Here is a 22,014-nt window from a genome sequence, read left to right as displayed (position 1 = left end):
AGATGTGTATAAGAGACAGGGGTGGGCCCGGGGCCGCCGGAGCACGCCCCGAGGTCGGCCCAGACGTCGGCCGCACCGGGGGTCTCGCCCTGCGTCCACCACTGCGCCTGCCACTCGTGGCTCGCGTACGACGCCGTGTCGCCGCCGACGTACACCGCGGAGGCGTCCCACCCGGCCGAGGTGCACTCACCCGAGGGCGGGGTGCCGGGGTCGGTCGAGCCGCCACCGCAGGTCCCCTGGTCCTCCCAGGGGCCCCATTCGCCGGCTCCCGGGGTGTCGCCCTGGGTCCACCACTTGGCCTGCCAGTCGTGCTCGCCGTAGGAGACGGTGTCGCCCTGGACGTACACGTCCGACGACGACCACGGCGTCGCGCACTCGGCGGCCGTGGCCTGCGCCCCCGTGTCCTGGGCCTGTGCGGCTGCGGTCGCCACCGCGCCACCGACGACGAGCGTCAGTGCGGTGGCGAGCGCCAGCCCGCCTCTCGTCCGGCGGCGCCGGACCTGCTGGGTGTCCATCGTCCCGTCCTCCCTGCTTGCCGAATAAGTAAGGAGACTTTACGACCGACCGCCCGGCGGCACATCAGTGCTTTCCCGTACGTCACGGCCGCGCCGGGCGGGCAGCCCGGCCACGGGTGGAAGGCCCGGGCCGGCTCAGTCCTCCAGGCCGAGACGGATGAGCAGCGGCCCGATCTCCGGGTCGCGTCCGCGCAGGTCCCGGAAGGAACGCGCGGGGTCCTGGGACCCGCCGCGTGCCAGCAGCCGCCGTCGGAACGTCTCGCCGTTCTCGCGGGTCAGACCACCGTTCTCCGCGTACCACTCGACGGTGTCGGCGTCGAGCACCTGGGACCAGACATACGAGTAGTACCCGGCCGAGTAGCCGCCGCCGAAGACATGGTTGAAGTAGGTGGTGCGGTAGCGCGGCGGAACGGGCGCGAAGTCGACGCCCGCCGCGGCCAGGGCGGCCTGCTCGAAGCCGGCGACGTCCTCCGGCACGGCCGGGACGTCCTCGGGCGCGAGCTGGTGCCACGCCTGGTCCAGGAGCGCGGCACCCAGGTACTCGGTGGTGGAGAAGCCCTCGCCGTACTGGCGCGAGGCGAGCATCGTGTCGATCCACTCGCGCGGCATCGGCTCGCCCGTCTCGTGATGCACCGCGAAGCTCTCCAGGATCTCCGGCTCCCACGCCCACATCTCGTTGACCTGCGAGGGGTACTCGACGAAGTCCCGCGGCACGTTCGTGCCCGACTGCGAGGGGTAGCGCACGTCGGACAGCAGGCCGTGCAGGGCGTGCCCGAACTCGTGGAACATCGTGGTGACCTCGTCCCAGGACAGCAGCGTGGGCTCTCCCGCCGGCGCCCGGACGATGTTGAGGTTGTTCACCACCACGGCCCTCTGGCCCAGCAGGCGGTTCTGGTCCACGAGGTTGTTCATCCAGGCACCGCCCCGCTTGGACTCGCGCGTGAACCAGTCGGCGACGAACAGGCCCAGCCCCTGGTCCCGCTCCCCCGGCTCCGGCTGATCGAACACCTCGAAGATCCGCACGTCCGGGTGGTAGCCGACCAGGTCCTCCCGCTCGGTGAACGACAGCCCGAACAGCCGGCTGGCCGCACGGAAGACGCCGTCGCGCGCGACGCGTTCCAGCTCGAGGTACGGGCGCAGCAGCGCGTCCTCCAGGGCGAAGCGCTCCTTGCGCACGGCCTCGGTGCAGTAGGACCAGTCCGCGGCCCCGACAGGGCCGCCCGCGAGCGCCTCCAGGTCGGCGTGCTCGGCGCGGGCGTTGGCGACGGCGGGCGGGGCGAGACGGGCGAGCATGGCGTTGACGGCGTCGGTCGTGGCGGCCGTGGCGTCCTCGGCGACGTAGGCGGCGTGGTGCTCGTAGCCCAGCAGCCGGGCACGCTCGGCACGCAGGCGGACCATCTCCAGCAGCGTGGAGCGGGTGTCGTTTCCGGAGCCGTCGCGGCCGCGGTTCTCGGACGCCGCCTGGACGCGGGCGCGCACGTCGGGCCGGGCGAGGGAGGCGAGGACGTGCTGGTGGCTGAAGAGTTGCATCTCCAGGAGCCAGCCCTCGCTGCCGCGCGATTCCGCGGCGGCTCGCGCACCCGCCCGCGCGGCGTGGGACAGGCCTTCGAGCTCGGCCTCGTCGGTGATCAGGACGCCGGCGGCGTTGGCGCCCGCGAGCAGCTTGCGGCCGAACTCGGCCTGCAGCGTCGTCAGGCGGGCGTTGAGGTCGCGCAGGGTGTCCTGGTCGGGCTCCGGAAGCTCGATCCCGGAGCGGCGGATGCGGGTGAGCAGCTTCTGAAGGAGGTAGGCGGTGTCGGGCTCGAGGGTGAGCGTTCCGGCGTCGGCCCTCTCCTGCAGGGCCCGCGCCCGCTCGTACAGGCGGGCGTCCAGGTAGATGGCGTCCTCGTGCGCGGCGAGCTGCGGCGCGAGACGTGCCTCGATGTCCTCGAGGCCGGGGGTGGCGTCCGCGGACAGCTGGTTCCAGAACACGCGCAACGCGCGGCCGAGGAGAGCGCCGGAACGTTCGAGCGCCTCCAGGGTGTTCTCCACGCCGGGCGGTGCCGGGTTCGTGACGATGTCCTCGATCTCGGCACGCTGGGCGGCCATCCCGGCCACGATCGCGGGCTCGTGGTGCTCCTCCTGGATCGCCGCGTGGTCGGGCAGCTCGTACGGGAGCGTCGAAGGCGCGAAGTAGGGGTTCGCGGGGTCGAGGGTGACCGCTGTGGCGGTGCCAGGGATCGTCATGCGGCCATTCTCGCTCGGTCTAGGGTGGGTCCGTGGATCCGGCACGACTCCTCGGCACCTGGGACTTCCGGCGTGAGGTGCACGACCGCCTCACCGGTACCGACTATGCCGCCACCGGTGAGGCCACGTTCACGGCAGAGGGCGCCGGCCGTGTCCGCTGGGCCGAGAACGGGACGCTGCGCTGGGCGGACCGGAGCACACCGGTCACCCGGACGCTGTTCCTGACGCCCCGGCGCCCCGGGGCCGCTCCCCCGGGCTCCGCGACCGCGGCGCCCGGCTGGTGGGTGACCTTCGAGGACGGCCGCGACTTCCATCCCTGGACCGCACGTCCCGTCGAGCACGTCTGCGGGCGCGACCTCTACCGCGGCAGCGTCGAGCCCGCCTCCCCCACCGGCGCCCCGCACGCCTGGACGGTCCGCTGGCATGTCACCGGGCCCGCCAAGGACTACACGATGGTCTCCCGATACTCGGCCCACGACCTCACCGCTCCGTGAGCACCCCGCCGGGATCCAGGCGCAGCTCCCGGTCCGGGCCCAGCCGGTCCAGGAACGCCTGGTCGTGGCTGACCACGAGCAGGGCGCCCCGGTAGGACGCCAACGCCTCCAGCAGACGCTCCGTGCCCGCGACGTCGAGGCTGTTCGTCGGCTCGTCCAGGATCAGGAGCTGCGCCGGCGGGTCCGCCAGCAGCAGGCGGGCGATCGCCACCCGGAAACGCTCACCTCCCGAGAGCGTCGCCACCGGGCGGTGCACGGCATCACCCCGCACGAGGAGGCGCGCGAGCCGGTTGCGCAGCTCCCCCGGAGGAACGTCCGGCGCGCCCTCGCGCACCGCCTCCAGCACCGTGGCGGCGTCGGGCAGCACATCGATCCGCTGGGGCAGATAGCCCACGCGATCCGTCAGCAGCGTGCCCGACGCCGCGGCCGGCACCTCAGGGGCCGTGCCGCCACCCGCCTGCCCGGCCGGTGGGCGGATCATCTCCCCACCGTGCAGAAGGCGCTCCAGCAGCGTCGTCTTGCCCGCCCCGTTCGGCCCGGTCAGTGCCACTCGCTCCGGCCCCCGCAGCAGGTGCTGCCCGCCGTCGGCCCCCGTCAGCAGCGCGATCCAGCGACCGGCCGGCACATCCGGGTCGGGCAGGTCGACGACGATCCGGTCGTCGTCCCGCACGGCCCGCTCGGCCGCCTCCACGGCCGCCCGTGCCGCCACGACGCGGTCGTCGGCCAGGCCGCGGCGGGCTCCCTGCGACCGCTCGGCCTTGTTCTTCCGATCCCGGACCGCCGCCGGGACGTACCGGCGGTTCGTACGGTCCTTGCGCCCCTGCCGTTCACTGTGCGCGACCTTCTCCTCCAGGGCGATCCGATGGCGCCGCTCACGCCGCAGCGTCTGCTCCGCCGTCCGCAGCGCCTGCTCGGCCGCCTCCTGCTGCACCTCCAGCCAGGCGCGGTACTCGCTGTAGGGCCCGCCGAACGTCGCCAGCGAACCGGCACGCAACTCGGCGGTCTCGTCCATGAGGTCGAGCAGTTCCAGATCGTGCGACACCACCACGAGCGCGCCACGCCAGCCCCGCACCAGCTCGTGGAGGCGCTCGCGGGCGTCGCGGTCGAGATTGTTGGTGGGTTCGTCCAGCAGCGCGACGTCGGCCCCGCGCAGCCGCAGCCCGACGACGGCGGTGAGCATCGCCTCGCCGCCCGACAACGCGGCGACCGTCCGGTCGACATCGGCGGGCAGCCCGGCCGCGGCGAGCGCCGCGACGCAGCGCCGTTCGGCGTCCCAGTCGTCGCCGACGACGTCGAACAGCTCGGCACGCACGTCGCCGTCGGTGATGGCGCGGACGGCGTCCACGACGGGCCGGACACCCAGGAGGTCGGCCACGGTGGCGCCGACGTCGAGCGTAAGCCGCTGCGGCAGGTAGTCGACGGTTCCGGAGACGTAGGCGGTTCCCGACCCGGGGCGCAGCCGCCGGGCGATCAGCTGGAGCAGGGTGGACTTTCCGGCGCCGTTGACTCCGGTGAGCCCGGTGCGGCCGCGGCCGAAGGCGCCGGAGATGCCTTGGAGAGCGACGCTTCCGTCGGGCCAGGCGAAGGTGAGGTCGTCGAGGACGACGGCAGGATGTGAGGCGGACAAGGGCATGGTGAGGACTCCCGGGGTGGCATGACGCGCCGACGCCGGTGCTCCACCGGCCCGGCTGCGGCCGCCAGGGGCCGTCCGGGACGGGAACGTTCGGTGTCAGCGCAGGTGGGCGACGACCGGGGAAGTCCTCATTCACGATCCTTCTGCTCATCCCGTCTCACACGCGGACCTGCCCGCCGGGACCGCCCGCACTCTCGCACACCGCCACGGACGTCGCGAGTTCTTTCTCTCCCTGCCGACACCGGTCGCCACGCGCGGGCCGGCCGTCCCCAGCAGGATGCCGCCGCCTCGCGCCGCCCGGCCTGTGCTTGCCCTTCCCGCGGCCTCGCATGGCGGGTGGGTGCACTGGCCGGTGGGGTGAAATCCTCGCAGATCCGGAGGAGCGGGACGCCCGATGTGCTAGAAAGGCCGCTCGTGGCATCCCCCTCTCCTCAGTCCCACGGCCCGGGCCCAGGCCCGGATCCGGACCCGCCCGCCGGCCCCGGCCCCAGGCGCCCCCGCACCGGTCTCGTCGCGGCCGCCCTGCTGTTGTTCTGGCCGGTCGGTCTCGCCGCGTTGTCCGCGGCGGCCCGAGCGGCTCGTGCCGACGGAGCCGGCCTGGCAGGCGCGGCCCGGGACGCGAGCCGGTCCGCCCACCGCCGTTCCTGGACCGCGGTGGGCGTCGGGGGCGGCCTCCTCGCGCTCCGGGCGACGGCCTGGGTGGTTCTCGCCGTGACGTTCACCAGCCACGGTCCGGGCCTCCTCGACCAGGTGACGGACAGGTGGCCCGAGCCTCCCGTCCGGCAGGCGGTCGCCGCGCCCCGGCCGGATACGGTGGATCCGCTGGAACTCATCACCGGCGACTGCTTCCTCGCCCCGCCGGACGACGCGGGCTGGGCGGAGCTCACCGAGATCGAGCTGGTCCCCTGCGCCGAGGAGCACGACGTCGTGGTCATCGGGGTCCACGAGCACGAGTGGGGGCCGTACCCGGGTGACGACGTCATCGAGAACGACGCCTGGGAGGCATGCGTCGATGCCTACTGGGGCTACATGGGTGCCGACGCACCGGAGTACGGGAACGCGTGGCCGTGGATGCCCAGCCAGGACAGCTGGCTGTACGGGGATCGAGCGAGCCCGTGCCTGCTCCTGGCCTCGCACCCCGTGCGGGGTTCGCTCAGCGACCGCCCCGACCTCGTGAAGCTCGACCTGGAGACGGAGTCCGCATGAGCACCCCGCAGACCCCGCGGCCGGCACGGTACGGCCCGTACCACCCCTACGTCCCGCCGCGACCACCGGTGCCCCCGTCGACCGGTCACGGTTGGACGGTCGTCGCGCTCCTGTTCTGCTGGCCGTTCGCCCTGGCCGCGCTGCCCCACACGCTGCGTGCCTCGCGAGCCCTCGGAGCCGGTGACACGCGCACCGCGGCCACCGAGGGGTCCCGTGCGCGCAGGCTCGGGATCTGGGGACTGGCCGTGGGGCTGTCCCTGTCCTCGGTGGCCTCGGTCGGACTCCTGGTAGCGGCCACGGCGGCGACGGCGCCGTTCATCGGTGCCGCGGTCGCGGACGCTCCGCCGGCCCCCGCCCCGGCCGACGGCTCCGGGCCCGAGGACGGCACACCGGTCCGGCTGGCCTTCATCGGCAACTGCTACGAGACCGACGGGCTGACCGACGTCGTCGCGCGGATCGAGGTCGTCGACTGCGACGAGCCGCACGGTGGGGAGATGTACTTCAAGACGTCGATCTACGGCGACTACCGCGAGCTCGGCGCCGAACGGTCGATCGCCTTCCCGGGCGAGGCGGAACTCGCCCGGCACGCGACCGGCGCCTGCACGGAGAAACTCGTCGCGCTGCGGACGGATCCCGGGCTCTTCGACATCTGGTACATCGTGCCCAGCGAGCGCGACTGGGCCGCGGGGAACTACTCCATGTGGTGTTTCGCGGAGGCACGCGACGGATCCAGCACCGGTGCGATCGCCGAGCGCGCCAGCGCCGAGTGACGCCGGTGGCCTCAAGGGTTCACGACCGGGGCCCGTCACGGGCCGCTCACAGGGGTGACGGCTCCAGCTCGGACAGCGCCGTGCCGAGATGCCGCGTGATGTGCTCGACGGCGGCGTCGCGGTCGGCGCCCGTGTAGCCGCGCGGACCGCCCTCGGTGAGCATGATGAGGTAGAGGTACGCCCGGTACAGGGCGAGACGTCGCCGTGCGCCGTCGTCGAACACGATGCCGCCGTAGCCGGCGAGGAACGCCTCGTCGTCCTCGATGCCGCCGAACAGGGCGAGCGAGACCATCTCGGCGAGCGGGTCGCCCCAGAAGGCTCGTTCCCCGTCGACGATGCCGGTGATGCGGCCCTCGTGGAGCAGCACGTTGCCGGGCCAGAGGTCGAAGTGCACCAGCACCGGCGTGGTCACCTCGTCGAGCGCGTCCGCGTTGCCGTCGAACAGCGACCGGAGACGGGACACGGGCACCGGGAGGGGTGCGTTCCACCGCACGGCGTCGTCGAGCAGCACGGCGGTCATGCCGGTGAACGCCTCCCGCCACGAGCCCGACAGCCCCAGCTGCGGATAGCCGAACCCGTCCCCCGTGATCCGGTGCAGGCCGGCCACGAGCGCGCCCAGCTCCCGGCGCAGCCTTCCCCGATCCGCACCGCGGACGCCGGAGTCCAGCTCGTGCCAGTTCCGGCCGGGCAGCTCGGTCATGAGCAGGTAGTCGCGCGGGACCACCTCACGGGAGAAGTCCGCGTACGCGACGCCCGGCACCGGGAGCGCGGGGGCCGCCGTGCGGTAGAACGTCGTCTCCGTCCGCATCAGGTCCCGCTCATGGCGCAGCCCCTCGGCGGCCGGGTCCGGAGCGACCTTGAGCACCAGCCCGGTGCCGTCGTCCAGCCGGATCCGGTACGCCGTGTTGTAGGTCGCGGCCCCGAGCTCCTCGCAGGCGGCCACCCGTGCCGGGTCGAACCCGGCCGCCACGAGCACGCGGGCAACTCCCGCGCGATCCAGCCGGCTCCGGTTGATGTTGCTGCTCATGGTTCTCATCCCGCCCAGGCGACGTAGCCGTCAGGGCGGACCAGGACAGTGGTGGCCTCACCGTCGGCACGACACACCTCCACGGCATGCCGCGCCCACACCCCGTACCGGCTTCCCGGCGGCGGGTCCGCCGGGGCAGGCCTCACGCCCGCCGCGCCGTCGCCGGATCCCCGGACGAGGACGAAGCCGCCGCCGCGCAGCGCCTCGTAGAGGCGCGTCGCGCCGCCGGACCGGCCCGGCACGAGCGGGAGGTCCGGCGCTCGCCGGCCGACCAGCCGATGCGCACCCCGCGGTCGGGGATACGCGATCCCGATTCCGGAGATCATGCCCATCACGCGGACCCGGGCCGGCGGAAGGCGCCCGATGACCCCGACGACGAGCACGCCCAGGGCGCGGGAGACGAAGCCCTTCCCTCGTGCGGCCCGGACCAGCGCGCCGCTGGTGCGCAGCACCATCGTGCCCACCGGGTGGCGCTCGGACTCGTAGGTGTCCAGGAGGGTCTCTGCGGCCTCACCGCTCACCTGACCGGTGGCCACCTGCGCGAGCTTCCACGACAGGTTCGCCGCGTCCTGGAGCCCGGTGTTCATGCCCTGACCGCCGGCGGGCGAATGCACGTGGGCGGCATCACCGGCCACGAAGACCCTGCCCACCCGGTAGTGGGGCGCCTGCCGCTCGTCGGAGTGGAAGCGGGACGTCCAGCGGGCGTCGACCATGCCGAAGTCCGTCCCGAAGGCCGCACGAATGGTCCCGCGCACCTCGTCCAGGTCGAGCGGCGTGTCCTCAGGCACGTCACGGCCGTATCGCCAGCCGATGACCCGGTGATACCCGTCGCCGAACGGCGCGATGAAGCAGAAGGACTCGTCGCGCACGGCGACCGTGAGGACGTCCGACGGCGGTTCCCCGAGGCGCACGTCCGCCAGGACCATCGACCTGATGACGGCGCTGCCGGGAAAGGGCAGCCCGACGAGACCGCGGACCGCGGAGTGGTGACCGTCGCAGCCCACGACGTAGCGGGCGCGGAGGGTCCGCGGGCCGTCCGGTCCGCCAACTCGCAGGGTGACGCCGTCATTGTCCTGGTCGAGGCCCTGGAGTTCCGTGTCATAGGCGAAACCGACCCCCGCGGCCTCGGCGCGTTGCAGCAGCACTCGCTCCACCTCGTACTGCGGAACGGCCACGACCTGCGGAAACCGGCTGGGCAGGACGCTCAGGTCCAGCGAGAACCGGTTCAGCAGCCGCAGGTCCTGGATCACCTGCCCCCGGGCGATGACGGGCTCGGCCACCTCCCGCGCGTCCAGCTGCTCCAGGGCGCGGGCGTGCACGGCGAACGCCCGTGACAGGTTGCTGATCTGCCGGGGCCGGCGCTCCACGAGGATGGTGCGCACCCCGGCAGCGGCCAGATCCCCGGCCAGCAGGAGCCCGGTAGGTCCCGCTCCGACGACGACGACATCCGCATCCGTGGTCATGCCGTCATCGTGCCTGGTGAGGACGGCAAGCGGAAGGGCAATCGCCGCTCAGGTGCCCGACAGGACCGATCCGATCCCGGCCACCCCCATGATCGCCGCTCCGAACAACAGCCAGAGGAGCAGACCGCCGACGAACAGCCCGACGTTCAGCCAGCCCAGGATCAGGCCCGCCGTCGCCATGCCGGGGTTGTTGGCCGTCCCCTCACGAACGGCCTTCCTGCTCGCGTAGCCGGTCACGATCGCGATGACCCCGAGCACGACCGGGCACAGCACCCACGAGAGGATCCCGGTCACCAGGGACCAGACCCCGAGCTCGTTCTGGGGCATCGGCACGAGGTAGGCGGGCTGGGGGTTGTAGGGCGCCGGCGCCTGGCCGGCGGGCGGGCCGCCCACCGGCGCCGGGCCCGGTTGCCAGGCCGGGGCGGACCCGCCGTGCGGGCCGGGCTCACCGTGCGGGCCGGGCTCACCGTGCGGGCCGGGCTCACCGTGCGGGCCGGGCTCACCGTGCGGGGGCATCGAGGGCGGTCCGCCCTGCGACGGCTCGTCCTGCGATGACGGATCACCCGGACCTGGTTGTGACATGGGTGCTGTCCCTCGGTACTAGTAGCCCGACGGCGAGGAGTCGAAGCCCCCGCTGACGCCGATGGCGATGATGATCGTGTAGAACACGATCACCAGGATGCTGAGTGCCGTGCCGATCCAGCCGGTGATGACGCCGGCGAGCGCCATGCCGTCGTTGTCGGCCTCACCGTTGCGGACGGCGTGGCGCGCCTTGTTGCCGACGATGACCGCCGGGATGCCGGCGACGAACCCGCACATGACGATGCTCACGATGCCGAGCACGAGCGCCCAGACACCCAGGTCGTTCTTGGGGAACGGCTGCCCGCCGTACTGGGCGGGGTAGCCGGGCGCGGCCGGGTAGGGCGTGGCACCGGGCTGCTGCTGGTACGGCGACTGCTGGTAGGGAGACGCCGGCTGAGCAGGGGCCTGCCCCGGCTCGTACGGCGACGCCGGCTGCTGCCCGGAACCGTACGGCGGCGCGGGCTGCTGCGGTGCCTGCCCGGGCTCGTACGGCGAAGCGGGCTGCTGCCCGCTCCCCGACGGGTCGTACGGAGACGGCGACGAGCCGCCGGGGTTGTTCGTCGACATGGTTGTGATGTCCTCTTTCAGAATCCAAGGTAGTTGTGTGAACCGGTCCCAACCCTACCGAACCGGTCCGGGGCCGACGGCAGTATTCGGCCGTGCACACCTACCGCGGCGGACGCTGCCGGACGGTTGGTCAGCCGTTGATCGTGGGCCACATGGAGGGGTCGTCGATGTAGTCCCGGAACGCCGGATCGGTCACGACGGCGCCCAGGACCACGACGAAGATGATGATCGCGATCACCGACAAGGCGATCGACGTCCAGCCCAGGATGATCCCCGCGAGCCCCAGCCCGCCGTTGTCGGCCTGGCCCTCCCGCACCGCCCGGCGCGACAGGTGGCCGGTCACGATGGCACCGATGCTCGCGACGATCGGGCAGACGAACCAGCTCAGGATGCCCAGGACCAGCGACCACACACCCAGGCTGTTCTTGGGGTACGGCTGGCCGGGATACGGCATGCCCGAGGCGGGCGAGGGCGACGCGAATGCCGATGGCGGCACTCCGCCCGCGGCGTACGGGGAGGGCTGCGGGACCCCGGGCGGGGACGTCGGGACGCCCGGCTGCTGGGGCGTGCCTCCGGGCGGCTGCTGTCCCCAGGACGGCTGCGGGCCCTGGCCCGGCGGCTCGGGGTCCGGTCCCGGCTGCCCCTCACCCGGCCGCGGGTCGTACGGGTTCTGTGCTCCCGGCTCGTTGGTCGACATGTGCAAGAGCCTCTCGCTCGCAGTGCTTCGGCAGTTCCGACCCTAGCCAGGAGCAGGGAAGTCCGCCCGGCGGGCGGCCGCCGGGCGCGCCGGCCGGGCACGCCCGCACCCTTGGTTCGCACGAGCGGCGCACGGCCGCGGCCGAACGCCGGCGGGTCCGCGGACGGGCGGCCCGGCCGCCGGCTCCTAGCCGGCGGGCCGCCAGGTCTCGACCTCGTGGATCACTCGGAAGCCGAGCCGTTCGTACACGCGGCGCGCCACGGTGTTGTCGGCGTACATCCCGAGCGTCACCATGCCGTGCGCCGCGACACCGCCGGCGGTGAGGTGAGCGGTCACCGCCGTGGCGAGGCCCTGCCCGCGCAGCTCGGGCCGGGTCGCGATACCGCCCAGGTGCGCGAACTCCCCGTCGGGCCCGTCGCGCAGCACGGACGCGCCGACCGCAGACAGGGTTCCGTCAGGTGCCCGCACCCCGTACCAGTCGTGCCCGGGTGCGTCGACGCCGTGCTGTGTGGCGGGGCTGGCCACCGCCAGCAGCTCGGCGATCGCGTCGTGATCGTGGTCCAGCTCGAGACGCTCGACCAGAACCGTGGCCGGGACGTCCGGCATCACGGTGGTCGCCATCCGGTCCCACTCCGAGGTCTTCGCCAGTCCCCAGGAGGCCAGCGTTGCGGCGGCATGCTCACCCGTCCCCCGGGTGACGACCACACCGCGAGGCGCGGTCTCCAGGGTCTCGGCGACGTGGCGCAGCACGTTCGCCAACCGGACCGGCTCGCCCACGGCGGTCAGGACCGAACCGCCGGAGTCTCCCTCCAGCTTGAGCACGGCCGGTACGGCCGGGTCGCCGTCGCCGTCACGGTCCCAGCGGGCATCGCCCACCAGGGGTGACGGCCCCGACTCCGTCCAGCAACCCACCACGGGCAGACCGCTGTCGAGGGAGCGCAGGAACGGGTGCGTGGGCCCGGACCCTGCCCCGAGGCGGTCGCGACCGGAGCTTCGCGCTCCGCCGCGACCGCCGTCGGACGGCGGGATCACTTCGCCGCTGCGACCGGCTCTGCCGCGGCGCCGTGGCGCGGCTCCGGCAGCGCGTCCACGCCGGCCTCCTTGCGCTGCTCCGGCGTGATCGGCGCGGGCGCGTCCGTCAGCGGGTCGTAGCCGCCGCCGGACTTCGGGAACGCGATGACGTCGCGGATCGACGGGACGCCCGCCAGCAGGCCGGCGATGCGGTCCCAGCCAAAGGCGATGCCGCCGTGCGGCGGGGCACCGAACTTGAACGCCTCCAGGAGGAAGCCGAACTTCTCCTGCGCCTCCTCGTGGCCGATACCCATCACCTCGAAGACACGCTCCTGCACGTCCCGGCGGTGGATACGGATGGAACCGCCACCGATCTCGTTGCCGTTGCACACGATGTCGTACGCGTACGCGAGGGCGCTGCCCGGGTCCTGCTCGAACCGGTCCAGCCACTCGGGCTTGGGGGACGTGAAGGCGTGGTGCACGGCGGTCCACGCGGAGTGGCCGACGTCGATGTCGTCGTCCTCGCCGGCCGGCTTGAACAGCGGCGCGTCCACGACCCAGACGAAGGACCAGGCGTTCTCGTCGAGCTCACCTGTCTTCTTCGCGATCTCCTGGCGGGCCGCGCCCAGCAGCGCGCGGGACGCGGCGGTCTTGCCGGCCGCGAAGAACACGGCGTCACCCGGCTCGGCCCCCGTGACCTTGGCGAGGTGCTCCCGCTCGGTGTCCGACAGGTTCTTCGCGACCGGGCCGCCGAGCTCGCCCTCGTCGTTGAACGTCACGTACGCCAGGCCCTTGGCACCGTGCTGCTTGGCCCACTCCTGCCAGGCGTCGAACTGGCGGCGGGGCTGGCTCGCGCCGCCCTTCATGACCACCGCGCCCACGTACTCGGCCTGGAACACCCGGAACGGGGTGGCGCTGAAGTAGGCGGTGAGCTCGACGATCGGGTTGCCGAAGCGCAGGTCCGGCTTGTCCGTGCCGTACAGGCGCATCGCGTCGGCGTAGGTGATGCGCTCGATCGGGCGCGGCACCTCCACGTCGATCAGCTTCCAGATCTCCGCGAGCAGCTCCTCGGTCAGCGCGATGACGTCGTCCTGGTCAACGAAGCTCATCTCGACGTCGAGCTGGGTGAACTCCGGCTGCCGGTCGGCGCGGAAGTCCTCGTCCCGGTAGCAGCGCGCGATCTGGTAGTACCGCTCCAGACCGCCGACCATCAGGAGCTGCTTGAACAGCTGAGGCGACTGCGGCAGCGCGTACCACGAGCCCGGGGCGAGGCGCGCGGGGACCAGGAAGTCGCGGGCGCCCTCCGGGGTGGACCTGGTCAGGGTGGGTGTCTCGACCTCCGTGAAGTCGTGCGCCTCCAGCACGCTCCGGGCGGCCCGGCTGAGCTGGGAGCGCAGCTTCAGGGCCCGGGCCTGCGCCGGACGGCGCATGTCGAGGTAGCGGTGCTTGAGGCGCGCCTCCTCACCGATCTGCTCGGTGTCCGCGATCGCCGTGGAAACCTGGAACGGCAGCGGCGCCGACTCGTTGAGGGTGACGACCTCGCTCGCGATGACCTCGATCTCACCGGTGGCGAGGTTCGGGTTCGTGTTGCCTTCGGGCCGCCGGGCCACCTCACCGGTCACCTGGAGCACGAACTCGGAGCGCAGCGGGTGCGCGACCTCCTCGTCACGGATGACGACCTGGGCGATCCCGGAGGCGTCCCGCAGGTCGATGAAGGCCACTCCCCCGTGATCACGACGGCGATCGACCCAGCCCGTGAGGGTGACGGTCGATCCGATGTGTTCGGCTCGCAGCGAGCCGGCCGTGTGAGTGCGGAGCACGGAGAAGGTCCTTTCGTACGGAAGGTGTGATTCCGCCGCGCCGAGGATCAGCCGTGGGCGACGACGGGTGGGCGTACGCGCGGCACGCGAAGGCGAGTCTAGTCGCTGCGGCAGACCCAGAACCCCTGATTCCCACAGGCGTGCCGGTTCCCGCGCCTCACCTCCGGCGTCGACGGCGCCGGATGACGCGCCACGCCACCACGCCCCCGGCGATCAGGACCATCGTCGCCAGCCACAGCCCGGTAAGGCTCCGGCCGACCGCCCCCTCGAGGAGTCCGAACGCGACCGTCACGACGAAGAAGCCCAGGAACGCGAGGATGACCCAGCCGGCGACGCTCAGTGCGGCGTTGCCGATGCGCAGCAGTCTCGCGCCGAGGTCGGGCTGAGGCCTGGACACCGGCTGCGGCTGCGGCTGCGGCACACGCTGCGGATCGCGGGTCCGGGGAACCACCAGGTGCGCCGGGACCCGGGCATCCACCAGCCGGAACACGTCCTCGGGCGTCAGCCCGCGGAAGAGTGTGGGCTCCACCGCGACGCGGAACCCGTCGAGACCGGTCAGCACCCGGCCGCCGTCCGCGTATGCGATCATCACGGCGGTCTCGGCGAACCGGACGGTGACCGGACCGTCGGGCGTCACCAGCGAGACGCCGTCGGCCCCGACACGGAGTGTCACCCGGCCCTCCTCCGCAGGGAACGCCGTGCCCGGGACGGACACGCCCGACCATCGGGGCGCGGGGACCATCCCCGCCCAGTCGGCGTCGCGGGCGGGCACCTGCAGCAGCGCCCCCTCCCAGACCTCTCGCGCCACCGTCTGCACGTCCTCGACGGTCGTCGCCTCCACCTCGGCGAGATGCCGCTGCGGGTCCAGGGCCGGCGCCCCCAGGAGGACGTCCACGCACGCCTGGGGAAGCATCCTCGCCCCGAGGTCGGGAACGTCGTACGTCTTGCGTGCGCGCTCCTTGGCCGCCTCCACCTCCGCGGGCTCGATGGTCCCCAGCCGGAGCCGCGCGAGGGTGTCGACCAGTCCGCCGACGACGGCATCCTGCTTGTCCGGCAGCGCGTCGGCGGACAGGGTGATGAGCGCCGAGTGCGCGTCCCGCGGTGCGTACTCGGCGTCGGGCCGGTAGGAGTAGCCGCCGGCCTGTCGCAGGTCCCGGAAGAGCGCCCTGCCCGCGACCTGGGCGAACAGGCTCGCGGCTGCGCTCCGCGGGACCACGGCGTCGAGCACGGCCCCGCCCTCGGCACCGCGGAAGAACGCGGGAGTCCCGTCGGAGAGCGCCGACGACGGGACCGGCGCCGGGTGACGCCGCCCCTGCGGGAGACGCAGGTCGAGACCCTCGGGGACGGCGTCCGTGGTGAGGAAGAGCACCGCGTTGTCGCGCGTAAACCTGCTGCGGGCCCAGTCGCGCACCTCCGAGGGGCCGATGCGGCCGAGCCCGAGCTCCGCGTACCCGGGCAGGCCGTAGGTCGAGGCGCCGTAACGCTCGATGCGCATGGTCCGCGCGGCGTCCCCGTGCCGCCCTGCCTCCTCGGTGCGCAGGATCTCCTTCTCGGTCTCGATCCGGTGCACGGGAAGGTCCCGAAGAGCGGCGCACACCTGGTTGAGGTGGTCGACCACCTCTTCGAGCGTGCCGCTGACGTGGAACACGGTGGTGATGTCGCTCGTGACGCCGTTGTGGCGCGTCTCGGCGAGATCCGGGCCGAACAGGGCGAGATGCTCCACGAGGTGGGTGATCCCACGGGTCGCGAGCGTCTCGTCCGCCTGGCCGACGCGGAACACCAGCCCGCCGGTCACATGGTTCTCCCGCCACGGGGCGTGCAGGACGGGGATACCGTCCACCTCGCCGGTGGAGATCAGGTCCGGCACATCCGGCGATGCCACACTCCCGCCCGCGTCCGCCGGTCTCGTCGCGTCCGTCGTGACGGGTGCGTCGGTCGTCCCGGTCATCGTCCCCCCTCGGTTCCAAGCGCCACGGCGCGATACTTCTGGTACTCGCCCGCCGCATCTCCGGTGTAACCCCACGATCCCTCTGCCGGGGCGTCCCCGAGCGCCCGGAAGTGCGGCGCCGCCAGGGCGGGCATCCCGGCGAGCGCGAAGGCCTGCGCGAGGCCCGTGTGCACGGTCGCCGTGGACGGGCCGGGCACGTGGTCGGGATGCCAGACCGTGGCCATGGCAGTGGTCCTCAGGTCCTCCAGCACCGCCGGCTGCCGGAGATAGTGCATCCCGGAGCGCCCACCGCCGGCGGCGACCCACTGCTCCAGGTGGAGGTCCACGCCGACCGCCGGGCTGAGCGTCCCCGGGGGCGCCCCGTCCCGGCACTCGGCGACGAAGGCGTGGGCGGCCTGCCAGGAGCCACCCCACTTGGGACAGACCTGTTGCAGGAACGCGGCCTGCGCCGGGTAGTACCACGGGTCCAGAGCGCGGACCCGGTCGTACCGGCGCCGCCCCTCGGACGCCCCCAGCTCCAGGCCACGGGCCACGGTGACCCGGATCTCCCAGGCGGGCAGGAACTCCCCACGACGCGCGCACAGCTCCAGCAGCAGGCCCTCGGCGCGCCGCAGCCGGGCGTGGAACCCCTCGAACTGGGCGGCGGACACGTGGTCGGCCCGGGCCGCGGTACGGATCCGCCCGCCCTCGACGAGGTGGTGCGCCGCCAGCAGCGCCACGAGGACCGGAGGCTCGTTCCCGGCCGCCAGGTACGAGGTCAGCCGCGCCTCCAGGCCGTCGACGTCCGCCAGGACGTGGATCGCGAACGACAGCTCGTCGCCTTCCAGCGAGTCCAGGGCCGCCGACAGCCCCGCGATGTCACCGGAGACCGCCGCGTCCCGCAGGTGCGTCAGGTGCGGCACGCGCGCCCACGGGTCGAACATCCGGCGGGACTGCGTGGGCGCACTCACGACGCACCGCCCCTGGCGGCCTCTGCCACTTGCGGGCCGACGCACGGCCCGACCGTCTCCACCCCGGACCGTTTCCGCGCCGTCACCACGTTCCCGACGGCCCGCACCTGCGGCTCGGGCTCCCTGACACCCATCTCTCCACCATCCGTGTCCCTGGCGGTGCGGCCGTGTGCCGCGCCGAACCCGGAGAACCTAACAGGGCGCGCCGACAGATCTGCCGCCTTGAAGCTGTATCGACCACTTTTCACCCGCATCGGACCGGAATTCCTCCCCCGGACAGCGCGCCGGCCGAACCACGCCCCCACACCCTGTGGGCGCGACCTCGGTGACGAGCCGGGACGGACGTCCCTGCGGCGTACGCTGCACCCATGCCTCGCACCATCGCCACGAACACCAAGGTCACCCGCGATGAGCTTCTGGAAGTGCTGCGCGGGCGGCACAACGGTGTCCTCACCACCACCCGCGCCGACGGCAGGCCGCAGTTGTCGCCGGTGGCGTTCGGCGTCGACCCCGAGGGGCGCGTCGTCGTCTCCACCTACCCGGACCGCGCCAAGGCGGTGAACCTGCGCCGGCGCCCCGAGGCCTCCTTCCTCGCCCTCGGCGACACGTTCGACGACGCCTGGGTCCAGGTGGACGGCACCGCCGAGGTGCTGGACATCCCCGAGTCCGTGGAGCCGCTCGTCGAGTACTTCCGGGCCGCCGCCGGCAAGGAGCATCCCGACTGGGACGAGTACCGCGACGCCATGGTGAAGCAGGGGAAGTCCCTCATCCGTATCACGATCGACCGCTGGGGCCCGGTCGCCACCGGCGGCTTCCCGGCCCGCCTCGCCCAGGACTGACGGGAGTTCGCATTGCACCTGTACGCCGACGTCGCCGCCCAGTACACCGAGTTCGCCGAGTACGCCGGCGCCTCCGCCTCCCCCTGCTTCGAGGAGTGGGGGCACGCGGTGGCCGCCGATCAGAAGCTGCTGGACTGGATCTCGGACCTGCCCGGCATCAAGAAGCAGCCCAACCTCGTGTTCGCGGCCGCCCGGTTCCACGGCGTCGCGGCGCCGGGCCCGTACGAGGCGCTGCGTACGGCCCTGCTGGAGGACGACGGCAGCATCCGCGCCACGATCATGGAGCGCGCCACCCAGACCAACGAGGCGGGCCGCCTCGCGACCCTCACCCCGGTGTTCGCCCGGCTGTCCATCGAGGCGGGGCGCCGGCCGCTGGCGCTCGTCGAGGCGGGAGCCAGCGCCGGGCTGTGTCTCTACCCGGACCGGTGGGGCTACGACTGGACCGCCACGACCGCCCGGAACGCGCGGACCATCACCGTCGGCCCCGAGCCGCGGCTGGCCTGCCCGGTGACCGGTGACCTCGCGCTGCCGACCACGCTGCCCGAGGTCACGTGGCGCGGCGGCCTCGACCTGAACCCGCTGGACGTGCAGGACAAGGACCAGACGGCCTGGCTGGAGGTCCTGGTCTACCCCGAGCACGACGACCGCCGCGCGCTGCTGCGGCACGCGATCGAGATCGCCCGGGCGGACCCGCCGCACCTGGAACGGGGCGACATCCTGACGGATCTGCCGCTCATGGTCGCCGACGCGTCCCGGCACGGCGAGGTCGTGGTGTTCCACAGCGCCGTCGTCGCCTACCTGCCGCCCGACGACCGGGCCCGCTTCGACACGATGATGCGCCGCCTCGTGGCCGACGGCGCCTGCCGCTGGGTGAGCAACGAGGGCCTGAACGTCATCCCGAGCGTGCTGGACGGCGCGCCCGACCCCGCCGACCGCAAGACCTTCGCGCTCGCCGTGGACGGCCGCGCGGTCGCCTGGTCCCACCCGCACGGCCGCTCGATGCACTGGTTCGGCTGAGCGGTCACACGTGGCCGACCGGCCCGGGCCGCTCGCGCCGGGCGGCCCGGTGACCCGCGCCCGGCGGCCCGCGCCCGGCGGCCCGGGACCGGAGGCCGTCGGGGCAGGCGGGTCAGTCCGCGATCGTGAACGTCGCCCGGAGCTGGTCCTCGGCCTTCGAGGAGCGGCCGACGCGGAGTTCGAAGTCGCCCGGTTCGACGATCCGGAGCCCGGCCGCGTCCACGATGCTGCACTCTGCGGCGGCGAGCTCCAGGTCCACGGTGGTCTCCTCCCCCGGCTCGACGGTGACCTGACGGAACGCCTTGAGTTCCTGGTCCGCCCAGCTCGCGGACGTGACCAGGTCGCTCACGTACGCCTGCACCGTCTCCAGCGCGGGCCGCGAGCCCGTGTTCCGCAGCGTGACCCGGGCACGCACCGCTCCGTGGGGCCGCACCCGCGACTCGGCCAGGTGCAGCCCGGTGTACTCGACGGTCGTGTAGCTCATCCCCTCGCCGAACGCGTACGCGGGCTGCTGTGTGAGGTCCGCGTACCGGTCGCCGTGCTGGCCCCGCACCTGGTTGTAGTAGGTGGGCTGCTGGCCGGCGTGGCGGGCGAAGGAGATCGGCAGCCGTCCGGCCGGCTCGATCGCACCGAGCAGCAGCTCAGCGACCGCCCGGCCACCGAGCATGCCGGGGTTCGCGGCCCAGACCAGCCCGGCCGCGTCCTCCACGACCGGGGGCAGCACCTGCGGCTTGGACGCCACGAGGACCACGATCAACGGTGTTCCGGTCGCCGCGACGGCCTCCAGGAGCGCGTTCTGCCCGCCGAGCAGCTCCAGCGTCGCGGTTGACCGGCCCTCGCCGACCAGCTCGATGCGGTCGCCCACGACCGCCACGACGTAGTCGGCGTCCCGAGCGGCGGCGACCGCCTCGTCGAGCTGAGCGCGGTCCACGGGTGCGGACGTGACCACGGGCGGGCGTGGCTGCCCGTCGGGGAACGTGTCGCCCTCGGGGTCCGGGGTGAGTTCGAGGATCTCCGCCCCGCGGGCGTGCGTGACCGACCAGTCCTGGGGTACCTGCTCGCGCAGGCCGTCCAGCACCGTGGTGATCAGGTGGCGCGGGTGCCCGGCGGGGATCCAGCCGGCCTGGCCGGAGTTCCCGGCCCAGTCGCCGAGCTGGGTCTGGGCGTCGTCGGCGAGGGGGCCGACGACGGCGATGCGCCGCGCCGCGGCGGCTTCGCCGGCCGGCAGCGGCAGCGTCCCGTCGTTGCGCAGCAGCACGAGGGACCGCCGGGCGACGTCGAGGTTGACGGCCGTGTGCTCCGGGGCACCCACCACGGCCTCGATGCGGTCGGGGGCCGGGCGCCGACGGTCCTCGAACAGGCCCAGCTCGAACTTGAGGGTGAGGATGTGCCGCACGGCGTCGTCCAGGTCGGCCGACGCCAGCCGCCCCTCCTCGATCGCCGCGAGCGCCCCGTCGAAGAACCGGGGCGTGTTCATCACCATGTCGTTCCCGGCGCGGACCGCCGCCGTCGCCGCGGCGGTGATGTCCGGCTGCACCCGCTGTTCCCAGACCATCCGGCCCACGTTGTCCCAGTCGGTGACGAGGGTTCCGGTGTAGCCCCACTCGCCGCGCAGGACGTCCGAGAGCAGCCAGTCGTTCACGGTGATGGGTACGCCGTCGATGGTCTGGTAGCCGAGCATGAACGTGGCGCAGCCCTCGCGTGCGACCCGCTCGAACGGGGGAAGGTGCCAGGCGCGCAGCTTGCGCGCGGACAGGTCGGCCTCGGACGCGTCGCGGCCGCCCTGCGTCTCGGAGTAGCCGGCGAAGTGCTTGGCCGCGGCGAGGATCGCCGTCGGGTCGCCCAGGCCGGCTCCCTGGTAGCCGCGCACGGATGCCGACGCGAGTTCCCCGATCAGGTGCGGGTCCTCGCCGAAGGTCTCGTTCACGCGGCCCCAGCGCAGGTCCCGCGCGATGCACAGCACCGGGGAGAACGTCCAGTGGATGCCGGTCGCGCTGGCCTCGACGGCAGTCACCCGCGACGTGCGCTCGACGAGTTCCGGGTCCCAGGTCGCGGCCATGCCGAGCTGGGTGGGGAAGATGGTCGCCCCCTCGAAGAAGGAGTGGCCGTGGATGGCGTCCTCGGCCACGAGCAGCGGGATGCGCAGCCGGGTGCGGTCGGTCAGCTCGTGCGCGGCGACCACCCGTTCGGGCGAGGTGTGCAGGATCGAGCCGGCGTGCCGTCGCAGCACGTGGTCGGCGAGGTCGTCCCGTGCGTCGAGCTGCAGCATCTGCCCGACCTTCTCCTCGGGGGTCATGCGGGCGATCAGGTCGGTGACCCGGTCCGCCACGGGCAGGGCGGTGTCGAGGTAGGGCAGATCGATCACGCTGGTCACACGGGGCTCCTCTTCGTTCGCTTCTTCTGCAGGCGCCTGCGGGACCGGGCGCGTTCACCCGCCGAGCGCAGGCGGGGGTTGACGTACTCGTCGATGCCGAAGCTGATCAGGCTGAGCGCGGCGCCGAGCAGCGCGATCGCGAGGCCCGCGGGCACGTACCACCACCAGAACTCGGGGAACGCGCCGTTCTGCTGGGCCCAGTACAGGATGGTTCCCCAGTTCAGGTTGGTGATCGGGATGACCCCGATGAACGCGAGGGTCGTCAGTCCCAGCACCGCCGCGGTGACCGTGCCGACGAAGCTGGAGGCGATCACGGCGGTGAGGTTGGGCAGCATCTCCACGGTGATGATCCGCCACAGCGGCTCGCCGTTGGCGCGGGCCGCCTGCACGAAGTCCCTGCTGCGCAGCGACATGGTCTGGGCGCGCAGCACGCGGGCGCCCCAGGCCCAGCCGGTGATCGCGAGGACGGCGGAGATGAGGAACAGGCTCGGGTCGTCGTACTGGGAGGCCACGATGATCATCAGCGGGATCGCGGGCAGCACCAGGAACACGTTGGACAGGGCCGACAGGGACTCGCCGCGCCAGCCGGGCAGGAACCCGGCGCTGACGCCGACGATCACGGCCACGAGCGTGGCCAGCACGCCCGCGGTCAGCCCCACGAGCAGCACGCCGCGGGTGCCGTAGGCGATCTGGCTGAAGATGTCCTCGCCCAGGTGGGTCGTGCCGAGCCAGTGGGTGGCCGACGGCGGCTGCTTGAGCGCGGTGTAGTCCTTCTCCAGCGGCCCGAACGGGGCGATGACGTCGGCGAGGGCCGCCAGCAGGGCGAACAGGCCGAGGATCACCAGTCCGGTGATCGACTTGCGGTTGGTGAACAT

At 73.0% G+C, this 22,014-nt stretch carries 19 protein-coding genes; 5 read left to right on the top strand and 14 right to left on the bottom strand.

The window, feature by feature from the left end; genetic code table 11:
- Positions 1–515, bottom strand: a 515-nt coding sequence (locus HGK34_RS05750; RefSeq protein WP_372433074.1) for a carbohydrate-binding protein, incomplete at its 3' end; no start/stop codon positions are given.
- A 135-nt stretch (positions 516–650) separates the two neighbouring features.
- The gene (locus HGK34_RS05745; protein ID WP_201845600.1) at positions 651–2,741 is read right to left on the bottom strand and encodes a M3 family metallopeptidase; all 2,091 of its coding nucleotides are present in this window, start codon (positions 2,739–2,741) and stop codon (positions 651–653) included.
- A 32-nt stretch (positions 2,742–2,773) separates the two neighbouring features.
- Here HGK34_RS05745 and HGK34_RS05740 point away from each other — a divergent pair, with 32 nt between their 5' ends.
- Positions 2,774–3,235 (top strand): DUF6314 family protein, encoded by a 462-nt coding sequence (locus tag HGK34_RS05740; RefSeq protein WP_201845599.1) that lies wholly within the window; start codon positions 2,774–2,776, stop codon positions 3,233–3,235.
- On the opposite strand, the gene HGK34_RS05735 is transcribed toward HGK34_RS05740, so the two are convergent.
- Positions 3,222–4,868 (bottom strand): ATP-binding cassette domain-containing protein, encoded by a 1,647-nt coding sequence (locus tag HGK34_RS05735; RefSeq protein WP_201845598.1) that lies wholly within the window; start codon positions 4,866–4,868, stop codon positions 3,222–3,224. The genes HGK34_RS05740 and HGK34_RS05735 overlap by 14 nt on opposite strands.
- Positions 4,869–5,282: 414 nt before the next feature.
- Here HGK34_RS05735 and HGK34_RS05730 point away from each other — a divergent pair, with 414 nt between their 5' ends.
- A complete protein-coding gene (locus HGK34_RS05730; protein ID WP_201845597.1) occupies positions 5,283–6,074 on the top strand; it encodes a septum formation family protein in 792 nt (263 codons plus the stop codon).
- Positions 6,071–6,844: a CD225/dispanin family protein gene (locus HGK34_RS05725; protein WP_201845596.1), complete on the top strand. Its 774-nt coding sequence runs from the start codon at positions 6,071–6,073 to the stop codon at positions 6,842–6,844. Before HGK34_RS05730 ends, HGK34_RS05725 begins: the two co-directional genes overlap by 4 nt.
- A 46-nt stretch (positions 6,845–6,890) precedes the next feature.
- On the opposite strand, the gene HGK34_RS05720 is transcribed toward HGK34_RS05725, so the two are convergent.
- From HGK34_RS05720 to HGK34_RS05680, 9 genes are all read right to left on the bottom strand, one after another.
- Positions 6,891–7,871: a phosphotransferase family protein gene (locus HGK34_RS05720; RefSeq protein WP_201845595.1), complete on the bottom strand. Its 981-nt coding sequence runs from the start codon at positions 7,869–7,871 to the stop codon at positions 6,891–6,893.
- A gap of 5 nt (positions 7,872–7,876) precedes the next feature.
- On the bottom strand, positions 7,877–9,334 hold the full coding sequence (locus HGK34_RS05715; protein ID WP_201845594.1) for an FAD-dependent oxidoreductase: 1,458 nt from the start codon (positions 9,332–9,334) through the stop codon (positions 7,877–7,879).
- A 48-nt stretch (positions 9,335–9,382) separates the two neighbouring features.
- Positions 9,383–9,916 (bottom strand): DUF4190 domain-containing protein, encoded by a 534-nt coding sequence (locus tag HGK34_RS23150; protein WP_201845593.1) that lies wholly within the window; start codon positions 9,914–9,916, stop codon positions 9,383–9,385.
- Between the two features lie 18 nt (positions 9,917–9,934).
- Positions 9,935–10,483, bottom strand: coding sequence for a DUF4190 domain-containing protein (locus HGK34_RS05705; RefSeq protein WP_201845592.1), 549 nt, complete (start codon positions 10,481–10,483; stop codon positions 9,935–9,937).
- A gap of 130 nt (positions 10,484–10,613) precedes the next feature.
- On the bottom strand, positions 10,614–11,180 hold the full coding sequence (locus HGK34_RS05700; RefSeq protein ID WP_201845591.1) for a DUF4190 domain-containing protein: 567 nt from the start codon (positions 11,178–11,180) through the stop codon (positions 10,614–10,616).
- A 186-nt stretch (positions 11,181–11,366) separates the two neighbouring features.
- Positions 11,367–12,212 (bottom strand): GNAT family N-acetyltransferase, encoded by an 846-nt coding sequence (locus HGK34_RS23465; protein WP_201845590.1) that lies wholly within the window; start codon positions 12,210–12,212, stop codon positions 11,367–11,369.
- Entirely contained in the window at positions 12,209–14,011 is a 1,803-nt protein-coding gene (aspS, locus tag HGK34_RS05690; RefSeq protein ID WP_201845589.1) for an aspartate--tRNA ligase, read from the bottom strand. The genes HGK34_RS23465 and aspS overlap by 4 nt, the downstream gene beginning before the upstream one ends.
- Before the next feature lie 157 nt (positions 14,012–14,168).
- Positions 14,169–15,959, bottom strand: coding sequence for a M16 family metallopeptidase (locus HGK34_RS05685; protein WP_201845588.1), 1,791 nt, complete (start codon positions 15,957–15,959; stop codon positions 14,169–14,171).
- Complete coding sequence (locus HGK34_RS05680; RefSeq protein WP_201845587.1) at positions 15,956–16,909, bottom strand: hypothetical protein; 954 nt, start codon at positions 16,907–16,909, stop codon at positions 15,956–15,958. The genes HGK34_RS05685 and HGK34_RS05680 overlap by 4 nt, the downstream gene beginning before the upstream one ends.
- A gap of 368 nt (positions 16,910–17,277) precedes the next feature.
- Here HGK34_RS05680 and HGK34_RS05675 point away from each other — a divergent pair, with 368 nt between their 5' ends.
- Positions 17,278–17,748, top strand: coding sequence for a PPOX class F420-dependent oxidoreductase (locus HGK34_RS05675; protein ID WP_201845586.1), 471 nt, complete (start codon positions 17,278–17,280; stop codon positions 17,746–17,748).
- Between the two features lie 12 nt (positions 17,749–17,760).
- Positions 17,761–18,765 carry a DUF2332 domain-containing protein gene (locus HGK34_RS05670; protein WP_201845585.1) on the top strand — a complete coding sequence of 335 codons (1,005 nt, stop codon included), beginning with the start codon at positions 17,761–17,763 and terminating at the stop codon, positions 18,763–18,765.
- A 112-nt stretch (positions 18,766–18,877) separates the two neighbouring features.
- Here HGK34_RS05670 and HGK34_RS05665 read toward each other — a convergent pair whose 3' ends face one another.
- Both HGK34_RS05665 and HGK34_RS05660 read right to left on the bottom strand, forming a co-directional pair.
- Positions 18,878–21,139: an exo-beta-d-1,3/1,6-glucosidase gene (locus HGK34_RS05665; protein ID WP_307815797.1), complete on the bottom strand. Its 2,262-nt coding sequence runs from the start codon at positions 21,137–21,139 to the stop codon at positions 18,878–18,880.
- The gene (locus HGK34_RS05660) at positions 21,136–22,014 is read right to left on the bottom strand and encodes an ABC transporter permease (protein WP_201845584.1); all 879 of its coding nucleotides are present in this window, start codon (positions 22,012–22,014) and stop codon (positions 21,136–21,138) included. The genes HGK34_RS05665 and HGK34_RS05660 overlap by 4 nt, the downstream gene beginning before the upstream one ends.

It is taken from the genome of Myceligenerans indicum (assembly GCF_016742955.1).
In the GTDB taxonomy this organism is placed as follows: domain Bacteria; phylum Actinomycetota; class Actinomycetes; order Actinomycetales; family Cellulomonadaceae; genus Myceligenerans; species Myceligenerans indicum.
This window is presented reverse-complemented; position numbering and strand designations above follow the sequence as displayed.

What these genes read in the sequence shown, in the direction of transcription:
- HGK34_RS05745 (WP_201845600.1), bottom strand. Translation starts at nt 2,741, where the DNA reads ATGACGATCCCTGGCACCGCCACAGCGGTCACCCTCGACCCCGCGAAC.
- HGK34_RS05735 (WP_201845598.1), bottom strand. Translation starts at nt 4,868, where the DNA reads ATGCCCTTGTCCGCCTCACATCCTGCCGTCGTCCTCGACGACCTCACC.
- HGK34_RS05725 (WP_201845596.1), top strand. Translation starts at nt 6,071, where the DNA reads ATGAGCACCCCGCAGACCCCGCGGCCGGCACGGTACGGCCCGTACCAC.
- HGK34_RS05720 (WP_201845595.1), bottom strand. Translation starts at nt 7,871, where the DNA reads ATGAGCAGCAACATCAACCGGAGCCGGCTGGATCGCGCGGGAGTTGCC.
- HGK34_RS05715 (WP_201845594.1), bottom strand. Translation starts at nt 9,334, where the DNA reads ATGACCACGGATGCGGATGTCGTCGTCGTCGGAGCGGGACCTACCGGG.
- HGK34_RS23150 (WP_201845593.1), bottom strand. Translation starts at nt 9,916, where the DNA reads ATGTCACAACCAGGTCCGGGTGATCCGTCATCGCAGGACGAGCCGTCG.
- HGK34_RS05705 (WP_201845592.1), bottom strand. Translation starts at nt 10,483, where the DNA reads ATGTCGACGAACAACCCCGGCGGCTCGTCGCCGTCTCCGTACGACCCG.
- HGK34_RS05700 (WP_201845591.1), bottom strand. Translation starts at nt 11,180, where the DNA reads ATGTCGACCAACGAGCCGGGAGCACAGAACCCGTACGACCCGCGGCCG.
- HGK34_RS05685 (WP_201845588.1), bottom strand. Translation starts at nt 15,959, where the DNA reads ATGACCGGGACGACCGACGCACCCGTCACGACGGACGCGACGAGACCG.
- HGK34_RS05675 (WP_201845586.1), top strand. Translation starts at nt 17,278, where the DNA reads ATGCCTCGCACCATCGCCACGAACACCAAGGTCACCCGCGATGAGCTT.
- HGK34_RS05660 (WP_201845584.1), bottom strand. Translation starts at nt 22,014, where the DNA reads ATGTTCACCAACCGCAAGTCGATCACCGGACTGGTGATCCTCGGCCTG.